General features: G+C 60.7%; 11 protein-coding genes and 1 tRNA gene. 4 read left to right on the plus strand and 8 right to left on the minus strand.

Annotated elements, in window-relative coordinates; genetic code table 11:
- Positions 1-9 precede the first annotated feature (9 nt).
- The 3 genes from tagF to HH213_RS02170 all read right to left on the minus strand — a co-directional run bounded on the left by tagF (position 10) and on the right by HH213_RS02170 (position 5,720).
- Entirely contained in the window at positions 10-978 is a 969-nt protein-coding gene (gene tagF, locus HH213_RS02160) for a type VI secretion system-associated protein TagF (RefSeq protein ID WP_169110495.1), read from the minus strand.
- Complete coding sequence (gene tssM, locus HH213_RS02165) at positions 975-4,781, minus strand: type VI secretion system membrane subunit TssM (RefSeq protein WP_174864380.1); 3,807 nt, start codon at positions 4,779-4,781, stop codon at positions 975-977. Before tssM ends, tagF begins: the two co-directional genes overlap by 4 nt.
- 99 nt (positions 4,782-4,880) lie before the next feature.
- Complete coding sequence (locus tag HH213_RS02170) at positions 4,881-5,720, minus strand: M15 family metallopeptidase (protein ID WP_169110497.1); 840 nt, start codon at positions 5,718-5,720, stop codon at positions 4,881-4,883.
- Positions 5,721-5,822: 102 nt separating this feature from the next.
- Between HH213_RS02170 and HH213_RS02175 the strand changes: the two genes are divergently transcribed.
- Positions 5,823-6,599, plus strand: coding sequence for a hypothetical protein (locus HH213_RS02175; protein ID WP_169110499.1), 777 nt, complete (start codon positions 5,823-5,825; stop codon positions 6,597-6,599).
- Here the strand turns inward: HH213_RS02175 and HH213_RS02180 are convergent, their stop codons facing one another.
- Positions 6,600-7,304 (minus strand): glutathione S-transferase N-terminal domain-containing protein, encoded by a 705-nt coding sequence (locus tag HH213_RS02180; RefSeq protein WP_110849038.1) that lies wholly within the window; start codon positions 7,302-7,304, stop codon positions 6,600-6,602.
- A gap of 148 nt (positions 7,305-7,452) precedes the next feature.
- Between HH213_RS02180 and HH213_RS02185 the strand changes: the two genes are divergently transcribed.
- Positions 7,453-8,700 carry a coiled-coil domain-containing protein gene (locus HH213_RS02185; RefSeq protein ID WP_169110502.1) on the plus strand — a complete coding sequence of 416 codons (1,248 nt, stop codon included), beginning with the start codon at positions 7,453-7,455 and terminating at the stop codon, positions 8,698-8,700.
- On the opposite strand, the gene poxB is transcribed toward HH213_RS02185, so the two are convergent.
- The gene (gene poxB, locus HH213_RS02190; protein WP_169110504.1) at positions 8,701-10,422 is read right to left on the minus strand and encodes a ubiquinone-dependent pyruvate dehydrogenase; all 1,722 of its coding nucleotides are present in this window, start codon (positions 10,420-10,422) and stop codon (positions 8,701-8,703) included.
- A gap of 208 nt (positions 10,423-10,630) precedes the next feature.
- Here poxB and HH213_RS02195 point away from each other — a divergent pair, with 208 nt between their 5' ends.
- Together HH213_RS02195 and HH213_RS02200 are read left to right on the plus strand one after the other, a co-directional pair.
- Positions 10,631-11,185 (plus strand): flavodoxin family protein, encoded by a 555-nt coding sequence (locus tag HH213_RS02195; protein WP_110849040.1) that lies wholly within the window; start codon positions 10,631-10,633, stop codon positions 11,183-11,185.
- Positions 11,186-11,346: 161 nt separating this feature from the next.
- Positions 11,347-11,619, plus strand: coding sequence for a DUF2322 family protein (locus tag HH213_RS02200; protein WP_371875692.1), 273 nt, complete (start codon positions 11,347-11,349; stop codon positions 11,617-11,619).
- Positions 11,620-11,661: 42 nt separating this feature from the next.
- On the opposite strand, the gene HH213_RS02205 is transcribed toward HH213_RS02200, so the two are convergent.
- From HH213_RS02205 to HH213_RS02215, 3 genes are all read right to left on the minus strand, one after another.
- Positions 11,662-11,737 (minus strand) — tRNA-Asn (locus HH213_RS02205).
- A gap of 93 nt (positions 11,738-11,830) precedes the next feature.
- Positions 11,831-13,405 carry a methyl-accepting chemotaxis protein gene (locus HH213_RS30505; RefSeq protein WP_169110509.1) on the minus strand — a complete coding sequence of 525 codons (1,575 nt, stop codon included), beginning with the start codon at positions 13,403-13,405 and terminating at the stop codon, positions 11,831-11,833.
- Positions 13,406-13,846: 441 nt separating this feature from the next.
- Positions 13,847-16,045, minus strand: coding sequence for a TonB-dependent receptor (locus HH213_RS02215; RefSeq protein ID WP_169110511.1), 2,199 nt, complete (start codon positions 16,043-16,045; stop codon positions 13,847-13,849).
- Positions 16,046-16,095 lie beyond the last annotated feature (50 nt).

A 16,095-nucleotide genomic window follows, 5' to 3' on the forward strand; every position in this document is an offset into this window, starting at 1 on the left:
GACTCCTTATCAGACAAAGGTTTCATGGAAAAGCGCTTGCGTGGAGCGTAAGGAAAGCTGGCCTTGCTCCAGATAGGCGGAGAGCTTTTGCACGCGAGCGTCGCCGGCGATCAGTTCATCGACCCAGCCGGCGTAATCGAAGCTGACCTGGTGTTCAGGTGCGCTGACGGGATCGATGATGGCGGCCAGTGTTTCGGGTGCGGCGCCACCGAAGCCGATGATCAGCGATGGCTTTCCGCGCAGGTCTGCAAGGAACAGGCTCAATTCAAAATCGGCTTGTTGCAGGAATGGGATGATCAGGTCTAGCCAGAAGGCGGCCACCAGGTAGCGCTGGCGCGAGGACTGCGGTAGTGGCAACACCAGGCTTTTATCCAGCCGTTCCGCGCCGCTGCGGCGTATCGGCTGCAACAACAGACCGATGGCCAGTATCGTGCGGCGCATGCAGGTGCTAGCTAGCATGGCTTCCAGCGCGGTGATGGTATGGCGGTCGAGGAAGTCGAGGAAGCTTTGCGCGTGCTGGCCGTCGGTGGTGTCGATGTCTATGCGGGTGGTGGCAAGCGTTTGTAGCGGTGCCTCCGGCTCTGGGGAGTCCATGACGTCGGCGGTCAGCAGGTGCAGTTCTTCCCACAGCGGCGCCAGTATCAATGGGCTATTGGGGACGAAGCGCGGCGGGTCGTCTACTTCGATGGCGCTCATGCTGAGGAAGGGATAGCGGCGCGTTGACAGGTCGCTGCTGGCGGCCAGGTGGCCGGCGATGGCGCGCCGGCTGCGCGTGCCGACAAAGGCAAAGTCCAGTGGCGGCATGGCGTCGTAGTTGAGTTTCCAGCGCGGGTCGGTGCTGAGGAGGTTCATGACTTCGGCCAGCCAGTCGTCCAGCAGGCTGGCCAGCGCCAGGTTGTCGGCCGCCTTGATGAAGTCAGCGCGTGTGGGCAGCTTGCCGAAGTAGCCTATGCGCGCCGTTTGCGCCCTGAGCTTCATTGCGTCGCTCCCGTTGGCGCAGCAGGCGCCAGCGTCGCCGGTGCGGTCGGCGTAGCGCCAGCGGCCGGCATGAAGGCAGCGGGCGATGCCCCCGCTGCGGCTGGGGGTGCGGTGGCGGTGGTCGTAGCCGGCGGTCCGCCGACGATGGTCTCCGGCAGCCGCATGCCACGGAAGCCTTGATCCGGCGACGCGCTGGCGGCGCTTTCCGGGCTGCTGATGATCTTGAGCCCCATCGCCACGGTAATCACGCCGCTGCTCCAGCGCAGCTCAAATACGCCGCCGTCGCGTTTCTGCTTGGTCGCCGTGTCGATCATGCGCTTCAATCCAAACTGTCCCGGCTCATTGAAGATATCCACGCTACGTCCATCCATCGCCACCGCCGTGATGCGCGCACCCGGCGCTCCCTGCGGACTCGGATGAACCATATTGGCCCACTGTGCCGGCGTATTCCGGTAGCGCAGCTGCTGGCCGTCGATCTCCACCGTGTACTCCAGCGTGCCGCTCGCCGGCATCGGCTGGATCTGGAACACCGTCTGCGGGCCGGACTGCGATGAGGCTACGCCACCCGCCGCCAGAGGCGCGATCCAACTGGGGAAGCGCAGCACCATCTGCGGCGACAGCGAAATACCCATATCCGCCCAGGTGCGCGGCGCCAGCACATCGCCCCGTCGCAGCACCAGCGTGCCAAGCGTGGTGGTGGCAAACTTGGCGACCGCGCCATCCGGTCCAAAGAACTGCGCGATCTCCGCGCTGGCTGCCTCGGTCCGCGCATCCGGCGAAAACGGATATTTGGGCGCCAGCGTTTTCTGGAATGGCTCATACACCTGCGCCACCCACGTCTTGTTAATCTCCGTCTCTGCTGGGCCGATCAGTACCGCAAAGATGTGCATCAACGGCCGCACCAGGATGGGGCGAATCGCCTGCTTCTGCGTATCCGTCATCCCCACCAACATTTGCTCATCGACGTAGCGCAGTGCGTCGGCCAGTTCCGAGCCGCTGCCGTCCAAAGTCTGCTGCATGAACTGGCGCGCGCCGGGTCCGGGATCGCCCTGGTTCTTCAGCTGATTGAGTCTGCCGCGTAGCTTGGACAGCATCTCCATGTAGGCGCGCATCAGTGATGCATCCTTATCCTTGGCCGCCACTAGCTTGCCGATGCCGGCGAACTCCCGCCCCACTGGTCCCATCGGCTTATCTGCCGAATTGGCCGGCAGGTTGATATTGATCTGCGCCGGTGAGCGCCGCAGCACGCTGTATTTCACCCAGTTGACAAAGCCCGTCTGCGCCTCCTTCACCTCCGCGCTGATCGCCGTCGGATTATCCCAGGAGGTTTGCTGATGCAATGCCGTCAGCAGCTTGGATAGCGGTGACAACTGCGGATCGCCGAGACGGTTCATCGCCGTCACCGCCGCGTCAAAGCCATTCAGGTTGGCGATGCTGACGCCTTGCACAAACTTCTGCCACTCGCGCGCGTAATCGGCCTTGTACAAATCGGTCAGCCCTTTCTGGATCTGTTCGGGACTGCCTTCCAGCGTCAGGTCATCACGCGCGGCGGTCTTCAGCACCCAGTCTGTGCTCTGCAGTTCGCGGCTGGCGGCATCGCGAAAAGCGTCCTGCACGAACTTCTCCCAGGCGTCGCGGGTGTAGGCGCCAGGGACTGCGTAGCTACCTGTGACCAGGGCCTGATCCTGCTCGCCGACCATGCGCGCCACCGTCATCGATGGAAATCGCGTGTTGGCACGGGCACGGATGTCGGCGTAGACGCGCTCCCGCGCCGGCATGCCGCGCACCACGCGCCGCAGGTTTTCGCGCGCCTGGTCGACCAGCGCCAGCTTCGGATCGATGCGCGGCCAAGCCGGATCAGGAATCTGCGCCAGATAGAACGTCATCAGCCGCTCGGCGCTGTGGATCATCTGCTCACGCGGCATGGCGCCGCGATTGTTTTCCAGCCATGCGCGCCAGTGACGCGGCAATTGGTCATTCAGGTGACTGCCTTCAGCATGCGATTTATCGGCCAGCATCAGGTAACTTTTCAGCGCGTTGTAGGCGTCATCGACATTGGTGGGCGAGGCCTCCTGGAACTGGCGTCCTGCCGTCGACGTAACCGCAGACACAGCACCGGCGCCGGATGGCTGCAACTCGGACGCATGCGCGTTCATCTCCGACAGCAGCGTTTCCAGATTGGCCACCACCGGCATCAGCATCACGTTCTTCACGCCGGCGAAGTATTCCTCGCGCAGCTTGCGCTCCAGCTGGTCGCCCTGATAAAGCCCCATGCGCAAAGACCACGGACGCGATGCGCGATATTTCTCCAGCTGCTCGATGCGGTCCTGGATAATCTCCAGCGCCTCCAGCCGCGATTGCAGGTCCAGCCGCTTGGCCTGCAGCTTGATCACCTTGTCCAGGTCCGCCTGCACATTGCTGACCAACTGGCGATTTCCCATGTACGACCAACTCCATCCGCCCAGCGATGCGCCAAGCATCAGCACCGCCGCAAAGAAAGCCGCATATTTCAAGCGCACCTTGTTCTTGCTGGCGTACTGCGACACCAGATCCTTGTCCGCGAAGATCACCTTGCGGAACAGGTTAAGCAGGAAGAAGCCGGAATGTCCGGAGGTAGACAACGGCGCGACATCAGGCATGGTCAAGGCAAAGCGACGGGCGACGCGCTGCGACTGTTCGCTGCGCGGCATCCCCTCCTGTAGCGCGCTAGTGAAATAGAAGCCCCGGAACACAGGTTTGAACTGGAACGGATTCTCTTCAAACAACGTCACCAGAAAAGCGCGCAGCGGCGTGCGGATGGTCGAAAACTCCAGCGGAAAAGTGAACACGCCAGGCTCCATGCGCTCGCGCCGCTGCTGGCCCATGGTGGCGAGACTCATCGCCTTCAAGCCATCGCACAGCTCATCGAAGGCATGGTCGAAGAATGCCATCACCTGCTGGCTGCTGGTCTTGCGCTGATACGGCATGGTCGCGCCCCATACGCGCTCTCGCTCCCCGCGCTCGGCCTGGGCGAAGAATTCGCCAAAGCCCGCAATCAGATCGGCCTTGGTGAACACCACGTACACCGGCGCAAATACCTCCAGCCGCTCGATCAGATCCTGCACCCGCTTGCGCAGGCTGCGCGCCAGCTGGATGCCGGCTTCCGGATCGTCGCCGCGCAGCTCCGCGATGCTGACCGCGATGATGATGCCGTTGACCGGCGCGCGACGGCGGTACTTCTTCAGCAGATCCAGAAAGCCGAACCACTCGGCGCGATGCTCGTCCTGCACCGAATAGCGGCCGGCCGTGTCGAGCAAAATGCCTTCGGTGGTGAAGAACCAGTCGCAGTTGCGCGTGCCGCCCACGCCTTGCAGCACCTTGCCGTCAGCGAAGGGGAACTGCAAGCCGGAGTTGGTGATGGCCGTGCTCTTGCCGGCCGCCGGATTCCCGATGATCATGTACCACGGCAGCTCATACAGGGCGCTCGCGCCGGCGACGATGCCCAGCTTCGATCCCTTGATCGTCTCGATCGCCTTCATCATGCTGTCGCGGATGACCTTGACCTCGGCCGCGGAGGGATCGGCGGACGGCTCCTGCTTGCCGATGACCTCTCCCAGCCGCTCCGACTCGCGCCGCGCGCGCCAGCGGCGCCACCACCACACGGCGCCGACCAGCGCCAGCATCAGGACGATGGCCAGCAGCGCCCACATCAGCGCCAATTCCAGCACTTGCGCGCCGAGGTAGAACAAGGCCGCCACCGCCGTCAGGCCGAGGATGGTGAGATTGCGGCTATCGGTGAGGAAGCTCCAGGTTCTGCGCAGCATAGAAGGTGTCCGGCGAAGACGGCGACGCCCAGGCGGCGGGCGGACCGATCAATGTTGCCACCAACAAAGCGGGAATTTCTTGCGCAAGAACAATGGCGCTTACTTCTTCACCGTGCCCGGCACGCGCAATTCGGTGTGGCCGAAGTCCATCATGGTCCAGCGCCCGCCCCAGGTCAGGCCGGCCGCTTCGGCGGCGACGCCGTACAGCTGGTAGCCGCGCATGGCCCAGGGATCCTTTTCCGAGATCACCAGTTTACCGTCGCGCAGAAAGGCGCAGTCGGCGGCCAGGCCGAACTGGTGATAGCTCTGGAAAGCCTTGGCATTGGTCACGCTGGGTCCGGCGGCGGCCAGCGTATTCTGCCGCTCCGGGCTACGGTAGCCCTCCAGGATCGCCATGTCGTAGCCGTGGCGCTCCTTCATGATGCGAAACACGAGCAGCAGGCGCTGCGCGAAGGCCGGATCGAGCAGCTGCCAGTTGCGGTTGGCGCTGTCGAGCATCGGCCGCACCAGCGTCACCTCGGCGGTAGTGAACACCAGCGGCGGTGGTGGCGTTGGCGCAGTCAGTTGCTCCCCTTGCAGCAGACCGGCGATCTGGTCGTTGATGGCGTGCGTATCGCTGTCGTAGCCGGACAGCATGCTGCGGCCACTGAGCATCAGCGCCAGCAGCGGTGGCACCGTCAGCAGCACCATGGCGGCCAGCAACAGCAGATAGCGCCGCTTCAAAAAACTCAATAGACGATGCACCCGGCCGCCCGCCTCGCGGCCCAGGCCTGCCGCTTGCTGCACGCCCTGCTGATAACCGCCGCGCAAACGCCGTCCCATACGGATGCCCAACAGGCCGAGCGACTGCACCACCACTTCCCGGCCGGCCGGAAACAGCAGCAACCAGGCGCAAAAACACGTCAAAACGAAGAACAACAGCATGGAAAAGAGAAACATGGTGCGCTCCATCAAAACGGTCCCCTGCCGCAGACCGGACACTGCATCGTAGGCCGTTCGCAGCACGGCGATATCGGCCAGATCAAATGCAAGGGGGATATTGTGGAAACGTCGAAACCGAAGCCGGACCTGATGGCCGGCGCCGCCAGTTCACACCGTCCGGCGACGGACAAGCGCATCCTGGCGCATCTGGAGCATGGCGCCAAAACGCCAGTCCGCGCCGCCAGCGTGCCGGGCTGGACCATCGATGGCTGGACGATAGGATTGTTTGGCTTGTTGCTATTGATGTGCGTCATGGCGTGGCTGTTGCACGACCGTACCATCACGCCGGGAACGTTCCGCAGCAGCGCCAGTGGCGGCGCGATTGCGCATGTAGCGACACGCCATGCGGCGCCCGCTCAGCCTGTGGCGGAGACGGCGCAGGCAGCCGCCATCGTCAATGTAGCGGCGGACGAGGCCGTCGTCGAGACCGAGACGCCGACTGCAGCGACGGTGGCCATCGCCAACGCGGCCAACTCGGCGAGTGCGGCGAATGCAACGCCACCGTCTGCCGTTCATCCGCAGACGCCACGGGCGACCGGCGCGGCAACAAGCAAGCCGCTAGCGCGCACACCGGCCACGCCAGCCAGCGCCACGCCGCCAATCAGCGCCGACACCGACGTCACCCTCCTCACCGCACTGGTGGCGCACGCCGGCAAACCAACCTCCGTCACGCCCGAACGCAGCCGCGACGTCGTCGAGCGCCAGGACGGCGACACCACCCCGCAACTGCTAGCGCGCTGCAAACAGCTGGGCGTAATCGAAGGCATGCTGTGCCGCTCGCGCATCTGCTCCGGCCGCTGGGATACGGACGCCGCCTGCCGCGCACCGGCGCACTAATTAACCGCGCTTGGGGATTTCCAGGCCTTTCGCCACGGCCGGACGCGCAACGAAGGCCGCCAGCACGCGCTGCACATTGGTGAACTTGCTGAACTCGACCAGATCGCCGGCGCCGTAGAAGCCGACCAGATTGCGAATCCACGGGAAGATGGCGATGTCGGCGATGGTGTAGGTATCGCCCATGATCCACTCACGACCTTCCAGACGCTGCTCCAGCACGCCCAGCAGACGCTTGGCTTCGTTGATGTAACGGTCGCGCGGACGCTTGTCCTCGTAATCCTTGCCGGCAAACTTGTGGAAGAAGCCGACCTGGCCGAACATCGGCCCCACGCCGCCCATCTGGAACATCAGCCACTGGATGGTTTCGTAGCGACCTGCCGCATCCTGCGGAATCAGCTGGCCGGTCTTGTCGGCGATATACAGCAGAATCGCGCCGGACTCGAACAGCGCCAGCGGCTTGCCGTCCGGCCCGTTCGGGTCGAGAATGGCGGGAATCTTATTGTTCGGATTCAACGACAGGAAGGCCGGCGACATTTGATCGTTGGTCTCAAAGCTGACCAGATGCGGCTCGTAGGCCAGCCCGGTTTCCTCCAGCGCAATCGACACCTTCACGCCGTTCGGCGTCGGCAGCGAGTACAGCTGAATGCGCTCAGGATGCTGGGCCGGCCATTTGCCGGTGATAGGGAATGCGGACAGATCGCTCATGGGATACGGGCTCACAAAAGAAAAGATAGGCCGATTATCACCGAAGAGAGAGAAACGCGCTTGCCCCCCTGAATTTGACCAATAGCAATTCTTCCCTGCCCCGATCAGTCAACAATAGACGTCTACCCCGATCAATGGAGCGATGACCATGTGGGCTGCAATCACGAAAGCAATCAAATCCAAATGGCAAAGACTAACGCGCCACACTGGCACACGGCGCCTGTCCTGGTTTGCGCTCCTGCTTGTATTTGCGCTGGACGGATACGTGCTGAGCCTGCTATTTGAGGGCACACAACACGCCGGTCGCACCATTGCGTACCCCGTTCATCCTATCTCAGACAATTGTGCGACGGCGTCTCAGCAATTCCTTGCGCGCAGCACCCCTGCCGAACGTGCGGTTGCCATCGGCTGGTTTGTCACCGCGGTAAAAGACAACAAAGCAGCCGTTAGCAACGGCTTCAGTAATACGTATGACGAAATCCCGGCAATCTGCGTTCAAATCCGGGACAAATGGCTGGCCGCCATCGATAATGCGATGCCGCAATTACGACCACTGGCCGAGGAGCGCAAAGCGCTCGAAACCGAAATTGACAAGGTCGAGTCTGAGATCAAAGAACTGAAAAGCAGCTATAGCACGGCACTGCTGGAGAAAATCGCCCGTCAAAGCCGCAGCGACTCCATTCTGCCAGCCGATGCGACACACACTAAAAGCACCATCGACGAATTGACTGAGACGTTGGCCGCTTTGAAACAGCAGCAGCATAACGCAGCTATCGCCATGGCACAAAACCCTCACATCCTTGCCTACCTACAGTACCTGGCATCCTTACCCATCGATAGCGAATTCAAGAAGGAAGAGATTCGCTACGAAAGCTGGCAATTCTGGTACCCCCTGAAAGTGTTGGGCATCCAGGCAGTCTTTATCTTGATACCGCTGCTATTTGCCATCTTTTGGAACGCGTATTCAATCAAGCGGCAACAAGATACCCAGATTCTGGTGTCATCACACATCATCCTCGTATGCGCCATTCCGATGCTATTGCGGCTACTGTATTTTGTTGAAGAACTGCTGCCGGAGGAATTGCTCTACTGGCTGCTGCGGAGTCTCGAACAATGGCGACTCGGCTTCATCTGGTACTACCTGCTCATCTTTGCTTGCATCGCCGGCGGGCTGCTGCTGATCTACATCGCACAACGCACCTTGTTCAGTACCGCCCGGCTGCGCCTGATTCGCCTGCGCAAAGCCCAATGCCAGCACTGCGGTGAAAAACTGCGCGGCAAGGAACAAGGCTGGTGCGAAGTCTGCGGCGCCAGCCAGACAGCGCCTTGCCGGCAATGTGGCCAGCCGCGACGTCTACTGGCGTTCCATTGCAGCCACTGCGGCACTTTGGCTTGACTAGCGCAACAGGTTCACCTTCGCCAAGTCGATGAGCTCGGCGGCGCGGCCGTCCATCACCGCTTTCAGCATGAACAAGCCGAATTTTCCGGCTTCCTCGGCCGTGGTGGTCGGCGGCATGATCAATTCTTGGCGGGCGCTGACCACGTCCACCAGCGCCGGACCATCATGCGCCAAGGCTTCGCGGATCGCCGACTCCAGCTGTCCCGGCTGCTCTACCCGGATGCCCTTGATGCCCATCGCCTCCGCCATCGCGGCGAAATTAGGATTGTGCAAATCGCAGCCGGTATCGAGGAAACCGTTGGCCTTCATCTCCATTTCAACGAAGCCCAGCGTGCCGTTGTTGAGCAGGATGATCTTCACCGGCAGCCCCAGTTGCAACAGCGTGACAAACTCGCCCATCATCATCGAAAAGCCGCCATCGCCGGAGAACGAAATCACCTGCCGGTCCGGATGCGACACCTGCGCGCCAATCGCGTGCAGCATGGCATTGGCCATCGAGCCGTGGTTGAACGAGCCGACGATGCGCCGCTTGCCGTTCACCTTCAGATAGCGCGCCGTCCACGCGATCGGCGTACCGACATCGCAGGTGAAGATGGCATCGTCCGCCGCCAGTTCGCTGACCAGCCGGGTGACGGCCTGCGGGTGAATCGTGCGCGTGCTCTCATCGAGCTCGGCCAGACTATCCAGATCCTTGCGCGCCGTCACATAGTCTTCCTGCGCGCTGTGCAGGAAGCTGCTGTCGCTCTTGACGGCCAGCTTCGGCAGCAGCGCGTCCAGCGTGTCCTTGACGCCGCCAAGCAATCCCAGCGTCAACGGACAACGGTTGCCCAGCGCTTCCGGCCGCAGGTCGATCTGGGCAATCTTCGCCTGCTCGGGGAAGAACTGGCGATAGGGAAAATCGGCGCCCAGTATCAGCAAGGTATCGCAACGCTTCATGGCCTTGTAGCCGGATGCAAAGCCGACCAGGCCGGTCATGCCGACGTCGTAGGGATTGTCGTATTCCAGATGCTCCTTGCCGCGCAAGGTATGCACAATCGGCGCTTGCAGCGTGTGCGCCAGTTGCATGATTTCCGCGTGCGCGCCGGCGCAACCGGCGCCGCAGAACAGCGCTACCCGCTCCGAGCCATTCAGCAACTCGGCCAATTGATCGATCTCGGCAGCGGCCGGCAATACCACCGGCGGCGTGGGCAGCAGCCAGTGCGGCGGTTTGGCGTCCAACTTGCTCAGCGCAACGTCGCCCGGAATCACCACCACCGCCACGCCACGCTTGGCCACCGCCACCCGCATTGCCCGCTGCAGAACTTGCGGCAGCATGGCCGGATTCGACACCAGCTCGACATAATGGCTGCACTCCTTGAACAGGCTCTCGGGATGGGTGGACTGGAAATAATCGATGCCGATCTCGCTGCTCGGAATATGCGCGGCAATCGCCAGCACAGGTACGCCGCTGCGCTGGCAATCGAACAGACCGTTGATCAGATGCAAGTTTCCGGGTCCACAGCTCCCGGCGCAGACCGCCAGGTCGCCGGTCAAATGAGCTTCGGCGCCGGCGGCAAAGGCCGCCCCCTCCTCGTGACGCATATGAATCCACTCGATCTCCTTCTGGCGCCGCAGCGAGTCGGTAAAACCGTTCAGAGAATCGCCCACCACACCATAGATGCGCTTGACGCCGGCCTGAGCCAGGGTATGTGCCATGTAGTCTGCTGCCGTACCGCTCATAGTCGAATCTCCAGGGAAAGGTCTAAGGTCTGACAATAGGCAGATAGCTTGATTGCTGCCAGCTAGTATGATTGCTGAGTGTAGCCATCCGTGGCGCACGCTCCAATCCTCCCATGGGCAGTAGCCAGCACTAACTTTTAGGTGCGTACTTACGAGTCCGGTATTGGTGCTTTACACTTCAGAATCCAACATCCACACAAGGGCATATATGAGCAAGACTATCGTTGTCTACCATTCGGGCTACGGCCATACCAAGCGCGTCGCCGAGTACGTGAGCGAAGGCGCCGGCGGCGAACTGCTGGCCATCGATGCCGATGGCAACCTGCCGGAAGGCGGCTGGGAGAAACTGGCAGCGGCTGACGCCATCATCTTCGGCGCCCCGACCTACATGGGCAGCCCAAGCTGGCAGTTCAAAAAATTTGCCGACGCCACCTCCAAGCCGTGGTTCGGCCGCGCGTGGCAAGACAAAGTGTTTGGCGGCTTCACCAACAGCGCCAGCTTCAACGGCGACAAGCAAGTGTCGCTGATCGCCCTGCAAACGCTGGCGTCGCAACACGGCGGCATCTGGGTCAGCCTGGGCCTGCCACCGGCCAACACCAAGGCCGCGCAGCGCACCGACATCAACAACCTGGGCGGCTCGGTCGGCCTGCTGGTGCAATCGCCATCGGACGCCAGCGTGGAAGAAATCCCGCAAGGCGACCTAGATACCGCCAAAGCCTACGGCAAGCGTGTGGCTGACATCGCAGGTCGTCTGGCCAAGTAAATCCGCGTCTAAACGCAAAAGGCCCGTGATTGCTCACGGGCCTTTTTTCTTCCGCATATGACAAAATACTGTTTTTAACCCCATGAACAGGTGTAAGAGTCCCTATGCAACTACCTAGCTTCAACGATAAATTTTCCGACAATCTGTCCCTGCTTCCTGCCATGGATACAGTTGCAGCCATCGAACTGATCGACCAGTCCGGCACGCCAGTGGCAACGATCGAAAATAAACCAGGCCAGGCGGGATCACTGCGGGTGTATGGCTGGCTGGCCGAAACACTCGGCGCGATTACCCCAGAAGCAGCGCAGCTCGGCCTGAAGATTTATGCCGAACACACGCAGGATGCCCGCACCAATCCAGGCAAACACCCCAATATCGACCGTCTGTTCGACATTAAAACGCCGGCGCAAACCCTGCAGGTAAAAGGCCTGTAAAAACAAAAAGCCCAACCTGTAAGGATTGGGCTTTTTTTATTCTGGCTCCCCGACCTGGACTCGAACCAGGGACCTGCGGATTAACAGTCCGTCGCTCTACCAACTGAGCTATCAGGGAAAAGAGGCCGCATTATATACGGCCGGTTTTCTGCTGTCTAGTCTGACTTAGGAATGCCGGAAAAACGCGGTTTGGCGGCCCGGGCCGGTTCTGTCAGCGCATGACAGCCGTCTGATGCAACACGAACTTCCCCACGACGTGCGACAGTGCAACGGCCTGGTCCTGCAATGATTCGGCAGCAGCAGCAGACTCCTCAACCAGAGCGGCATTCTGCTGCGTTACGCCGTCCATCTGAATGATCGCTTGATTAACCTGCTCGATGCCCAGGCTTTGCTCCTGGCTGGCGGCGGTGATTTCGGTAATGATGTCGCTCACTCGCCGCACACTGTCCACCACTTCGCTCATGGTCGCACCAGCTTGGTCAACCAGCTGCGTTCCAGACTCAACTTTTGAGACCGAATCGCTGATCAGCGTTTTAATTTCCTTCGCCGCCGCCGCGCTGCGTTGAGCGAGGTTGCGCACCTCAGTTGCCACCACGGCGAAGCCTCGTCCCTGCTCACCCGCACGCGCCGCCTCGACTGCCGCATTCAGCGCCAGAATGTTGGTCTGAAACGCGATACCATCAATCACGCCAATGATTTCAACGATTTTCTTCGACGAGGCATTGATGTCGCCCATCGTGCTTACCACGTCAGCGATCACGGCACCGCCTTTGGTGGCGACTTCCGACGCGGTGTTGGCCAGGTTGTTTGCCTGACGGGCGTTGTCGGCATTTTGCTTGACGGTACTGGTCAACTCTTCCATTGAGGATGCGGTTTCTTCAAGCGAACTTGCTTGCTGTTCCGTGCGGGAAGAGAGATCCAGGTTACCGGACGCGATTTCTTGCGACGCCGTGGTCATGGTTTCGGTACCGTTCCGGACCTGGCTAACGATCTGCTGCAAACTCTCATTCATAGTCTTAAGAGCACTCAACAACAAGCTGGTTTCGTCAGTGCCGTGGATCTCGATGTGACTGGTCAGGTCGCCGGCCGCAACGGTCTGGGCTATTTCTACAGCCCGGTTAATGGGGGCAGTGATACTGCGCGTAATCAGTAGTGCCAGCGTAACCCCAACGGCCACCGCAGCCGTAGCCAAGGCGAGCACGATATTGCGCGCGAACGCGTAAGCATCGTCAGCAGCGGCAATCAGATCCTCGTTTTGCTGGCGTTCCGACGCGACGAGGGATGCTAAGCGCGCAGTCCACTGATTCTGCACGGTGCGCAAGTCGCCCATCAAAAGTCGTACTGCCTCGGCATTATTGTTTGCCAGGCCAAGCTGTTGCACCTTTTGGATCAGTGGCTGAGCAGCCAGGCTACTTTCCTTGACCTCAGCCAGCAGCTTGGATTCATCGGCGTTGATGCCATAAGTAAAGAAGGTCGCTCGCAGCTTCTCCTCAGCGGCGTCGTAAAGCTTGCTTTGCGCGGTGACCCGGTCCACCTGCTGCTGCATCTGTTGTGGATCCTCCAGCAGGACCACATTGCGCAGAGCAATCATACGATCATCAAGGCTTAGCTTCATATCGGAAGCGAGGTTTGCCTCAACATCATTGCCCTTGGTGATCTCGATCATCGATGCCTGGATTGCCGCCATTCGCGTCAAGCCAACAATGGAGACACCGACCAGCATTGCCAGAACGATGGCGAAGGCCCCGCTAAGCCGGGCTCCGATTTTCAGATTTGTTATTTTCATTTTGCTGCTCCTTTGCAAGGAAAATCTTTACGGATTGGCCACGACAACATGGCGAAGGGGAATCCGTTTCGAATGACAGCGGCGGGCATGGGCCGGGAATAAATGGATATCGCGTTTGCTGGCGACGATGATTGAGGTAAGACTTACCATTAAATCGGAGGGACACTACGCGGCGGATCTAGGCGGCGTATGTCGATGAATGAATTGTACTGGAATTTTCCACGTGGAAACTTATCCTTTCCAAAAGGATAGGATAGATAGCCAGGAGAAATGGGGCGAACGGCGCGCCGAGAGCGGGCTCCGAGTGACTTGCTGGGGATGGCAGCGTGCGGGGCGACGCAGCGCTTTTAGCTGCGCAGAAGAAAAGTGGCCGCGCCCACAAAATCAATTTTGCGGAACGCGGCCAAGTTATATCAGCTGTCTAGGCTGAACGGCAATTTCTTAGAAGTTGCCGCGGAACTGCACGCCAAACTGACGTGGCTCGTTGACGAAGCCGGTCAGGTTGTTGAAGTCGATCGCGCCGATGACTTGTTGCTTGTCGGTGATGTTACGCACGAAGGCTGCGACTTCATACTTACCGCCATCCCAGTTGTAACCCGTGCGCAGGCCGCCTTCGGTCAGGGCTTTGCCGGTGAACTCTTTCGCTTCATACAGGAAGAAGTTCACTTTGCTGCGGTACGACCAGTCGGTCAGCACGAACAGGTTGCCGTTCGCCAGTGGCCAGTTGTAACGCGCGGTGGCGTTGAAGATCCACTTGGCTGCTTGCGGCAGCGGGTTGCCGTTGATCGAGACCAGGCCGTTGGCGCCGATCGGATCGGTGATCGTGCACTGTGCGCATTTCGCCACGTACAGGTTTGGATCTTCGATCTTGGTGAAGTTGTACGAACCGCTCAGCGTGGTCTTGAAGTCCGGCGTGATGAAGCCTTCGATCTCGCCTTCCAGACCGCGACCCTTGCTCTTGGCAGCGTTGATCAGCTTGGTGACGTTGGAGTTACCGCCAACCACCGTCAGCTGCTGGTTCTTGACTTCGAAGTCGAACACGCTCAGCGACGCGCGGGCGCGGCGGTTGAACAGGTCGGCCTTGATGCCGGCTTCATACGAGGTGATGGTTTCCGCATCGGCCACGGTGATCGGCACCGACGCCGACGCCGCTGCGATCGATGGTGCGCGGAAGCCGGTCGCTACGCGGGCGTAGGCACTGACGTCCTTGTTCAGCTTGTAGGTGCCGCTCAGATCCCAGTTTGCCTTGTTCTTGCTCTCGTCCACCGAGGTGGCGCCGACCTGCACCACGTTGACTGCCGACACGGTGCGGAAGTCTTTCTGGTCGTGGGTGTAACGCACGCCGCCGCGCACGGTGAAGTCGCTCGACACGTCATACGATACCGAACCGAACACCGCATAGGCTTCGTTGTTCTGATGGCTGGCCAGGTGCGAGGTCTGCAGCTGGGTGTTGCTGTCGAAGTTGTCGCTGTAGCCGTCGCCGCTTTCCTTGAAGTAGTAGACGCCGGTCTGCCAGTTCAGCGGACCTGGGTTTTTCGACTCCACGCGGAATTCCTGGGTGTACTGCTTCAGGCCGCTCAGCCCGCCACCGGTTTGTACCTGGAACGGAATGAAGCCTGGACCGGTCGGCGTGCCGCCGTCGATGTCGCCACGGCTGTAGTAGTTGTCCACGCCTTCGTAGCCGGTGATCGAGAACAGCTTGACCGAACCCAGATCCCAGGTCAGGCGAACGTTGGCGCCGTTGGTGCGCAGGTTCTGCATGTTCAGGCCGTTGGTGTTGATCTTGGTGAAGTCGTAGTCGTCGACCAGATCGTTGGTGCCCTTCTTGATGATGTTGGCGCGGAACAGACGGGCGCTGCCGTCGGTGGTGCGCGAGTGCACGTTGAACAGGGCGTTGAAGGTGGTGCTTGGCTGGTACAGGAACTGGACGCGCTCGGCGTGTTCGTTGTAGCCTTCCAGCGAGTCGTTCTGCTTGGTGAAGGTGTTGTCAACGAAGTCGTCGCGGTGCTGGCGCAGGGTCGACACGCGCATCGCCCATTCGCTCGACAGCGGAATGTTGGCGGCGGCTTCCACGCTGGAGGTCTTGTGGGTGGCCAGCGAAGCGCTGTAGTAGCCTTCGATCTTGTCCAGGTTCGGCTTGGCCGAATCAAACTTGACCACACCGGCTGGGGTGTTGCGGCCGAACAGCGTGCCCTGTGGGCCGCGCAGGACCTCGACACCAGCGACGTCGAACACCGGGAAGCCTTTCAGGATACCGTTCTCTTGCACCACGTCGTCATAGATCAGCGACACTGGCTGCGAGGCGAAGGTCGAGAAGTCGGTGTTGCCGTAGCCGCGGATGTAGAAGCGTGGGAAGGTACGGCCGTTCGACGACTCAACGTTCAACGAAGGCACTTTGCCTGCCAGGAAACGGATGTCCTGGCCGCCGGACAGCAGCACGTCCAGCTTTTCGCCGCTCAGCATGGTCACGGAGACCGGTACATCCTTGATGTTTTCCGCGCGGCGCTGGGCGGTCACGGTCACGGTTTCCAGCTGTGGCTGGGTGGTGCTGGCGGCGTCAGTCTGGGCCAGGGCGGTACCGATAGGCAACACGGCGCTCAGCGCCAGCAGGCGCTTGTGCATCTTCGACAGTTTGATCATTCAATTTCCCGATTTAAATGTAGTGCAAAGAGTTAGAAACAGTTGTCTCC

The sequence above is a fragment of the Duganella dendranthematis genome, from assembly GCF_012849375.1.
Taxonomy (GTDB): Bacteria; Pseudomonadota; Gammaproteobacteria; order Burkholderiales; family Burkholderiaceae_D; genus Rugamonas; species Rugamonas dendranthematis.

Excerpts from the sequence above, each read along its gene's own strand:
- HH213_RS02195 (WP_110849040.1), top strand. The coding sequence starts at position 10,631 with ATGAGCAAGACTATCGTTGTCTACCATTCGGGCTACGGCCATACCAAG.
- HH213_RS02180 (WP_110849038.1), bottom strand. The coding sequence starts at position 7,304 with ATGAGCGATCTGTCCGCATTCCCTATCACCGGCAAATGGCCGGCCCAG.
- HH213_RS30505 (WP_169110509.1), bottom strand. The coding sequence starts at position 13,405 with ATGAAAATAACAAATCTGAAAATCGGAGCCCGGCTTAGCGGGGCCTTC.
- HH213_RS02200 (WP_371875692.1), top strand. The coding sequence starts at position 11,347 with ATGGATACAGTTGCAGCCATCGAACTGATCGACCAGTCCGGCACGCCA.
- HH213_RS02185 (WP_169110502.1), top strand. The coding sequence starts at position 7,453 with ATGTGGGCTGCAATCACGAAAGCAATCAAATCCAAATGGCAAAGACTA.
- poxB (WP_169110504.1), bottom strand. The coding sequence starts at position 10,422 with ATGAGCGGTACGGCAGCAGACTACATGGCACATACCCTGGCTCAGGCC.
- HH213_RS02215 (WP_169110511.1), bottom strand. The coding sequence starts at position 16,045 with ATGATCAAACTGTCGAAGATGCACAAGCGCCTGCTGGCGCTGAGCGCC.
- HH213_RS02170 (WP_169110497.1), bottom strand. The coding sequence starts at position 5,720 with ATGTTTCTCTTTTCCATGCTGTTGTTCTTCGTTTTGACGTGTTTTTGC.
- tssM (WP_174864380.1), bottom strand. The coding sequence starts at position 4,781 with ATGCTGCGCAGAACCTGGAGCTTCCTCACCGATAGCCGCAATCTCACC.
- tagF (WP_169110495.1), bottom strand. The coding sequence starts at position 978 with ATGAAGCTCAGGGCGCAAACGGCGCGCATAGGCTACTTCGGCAAGCTG.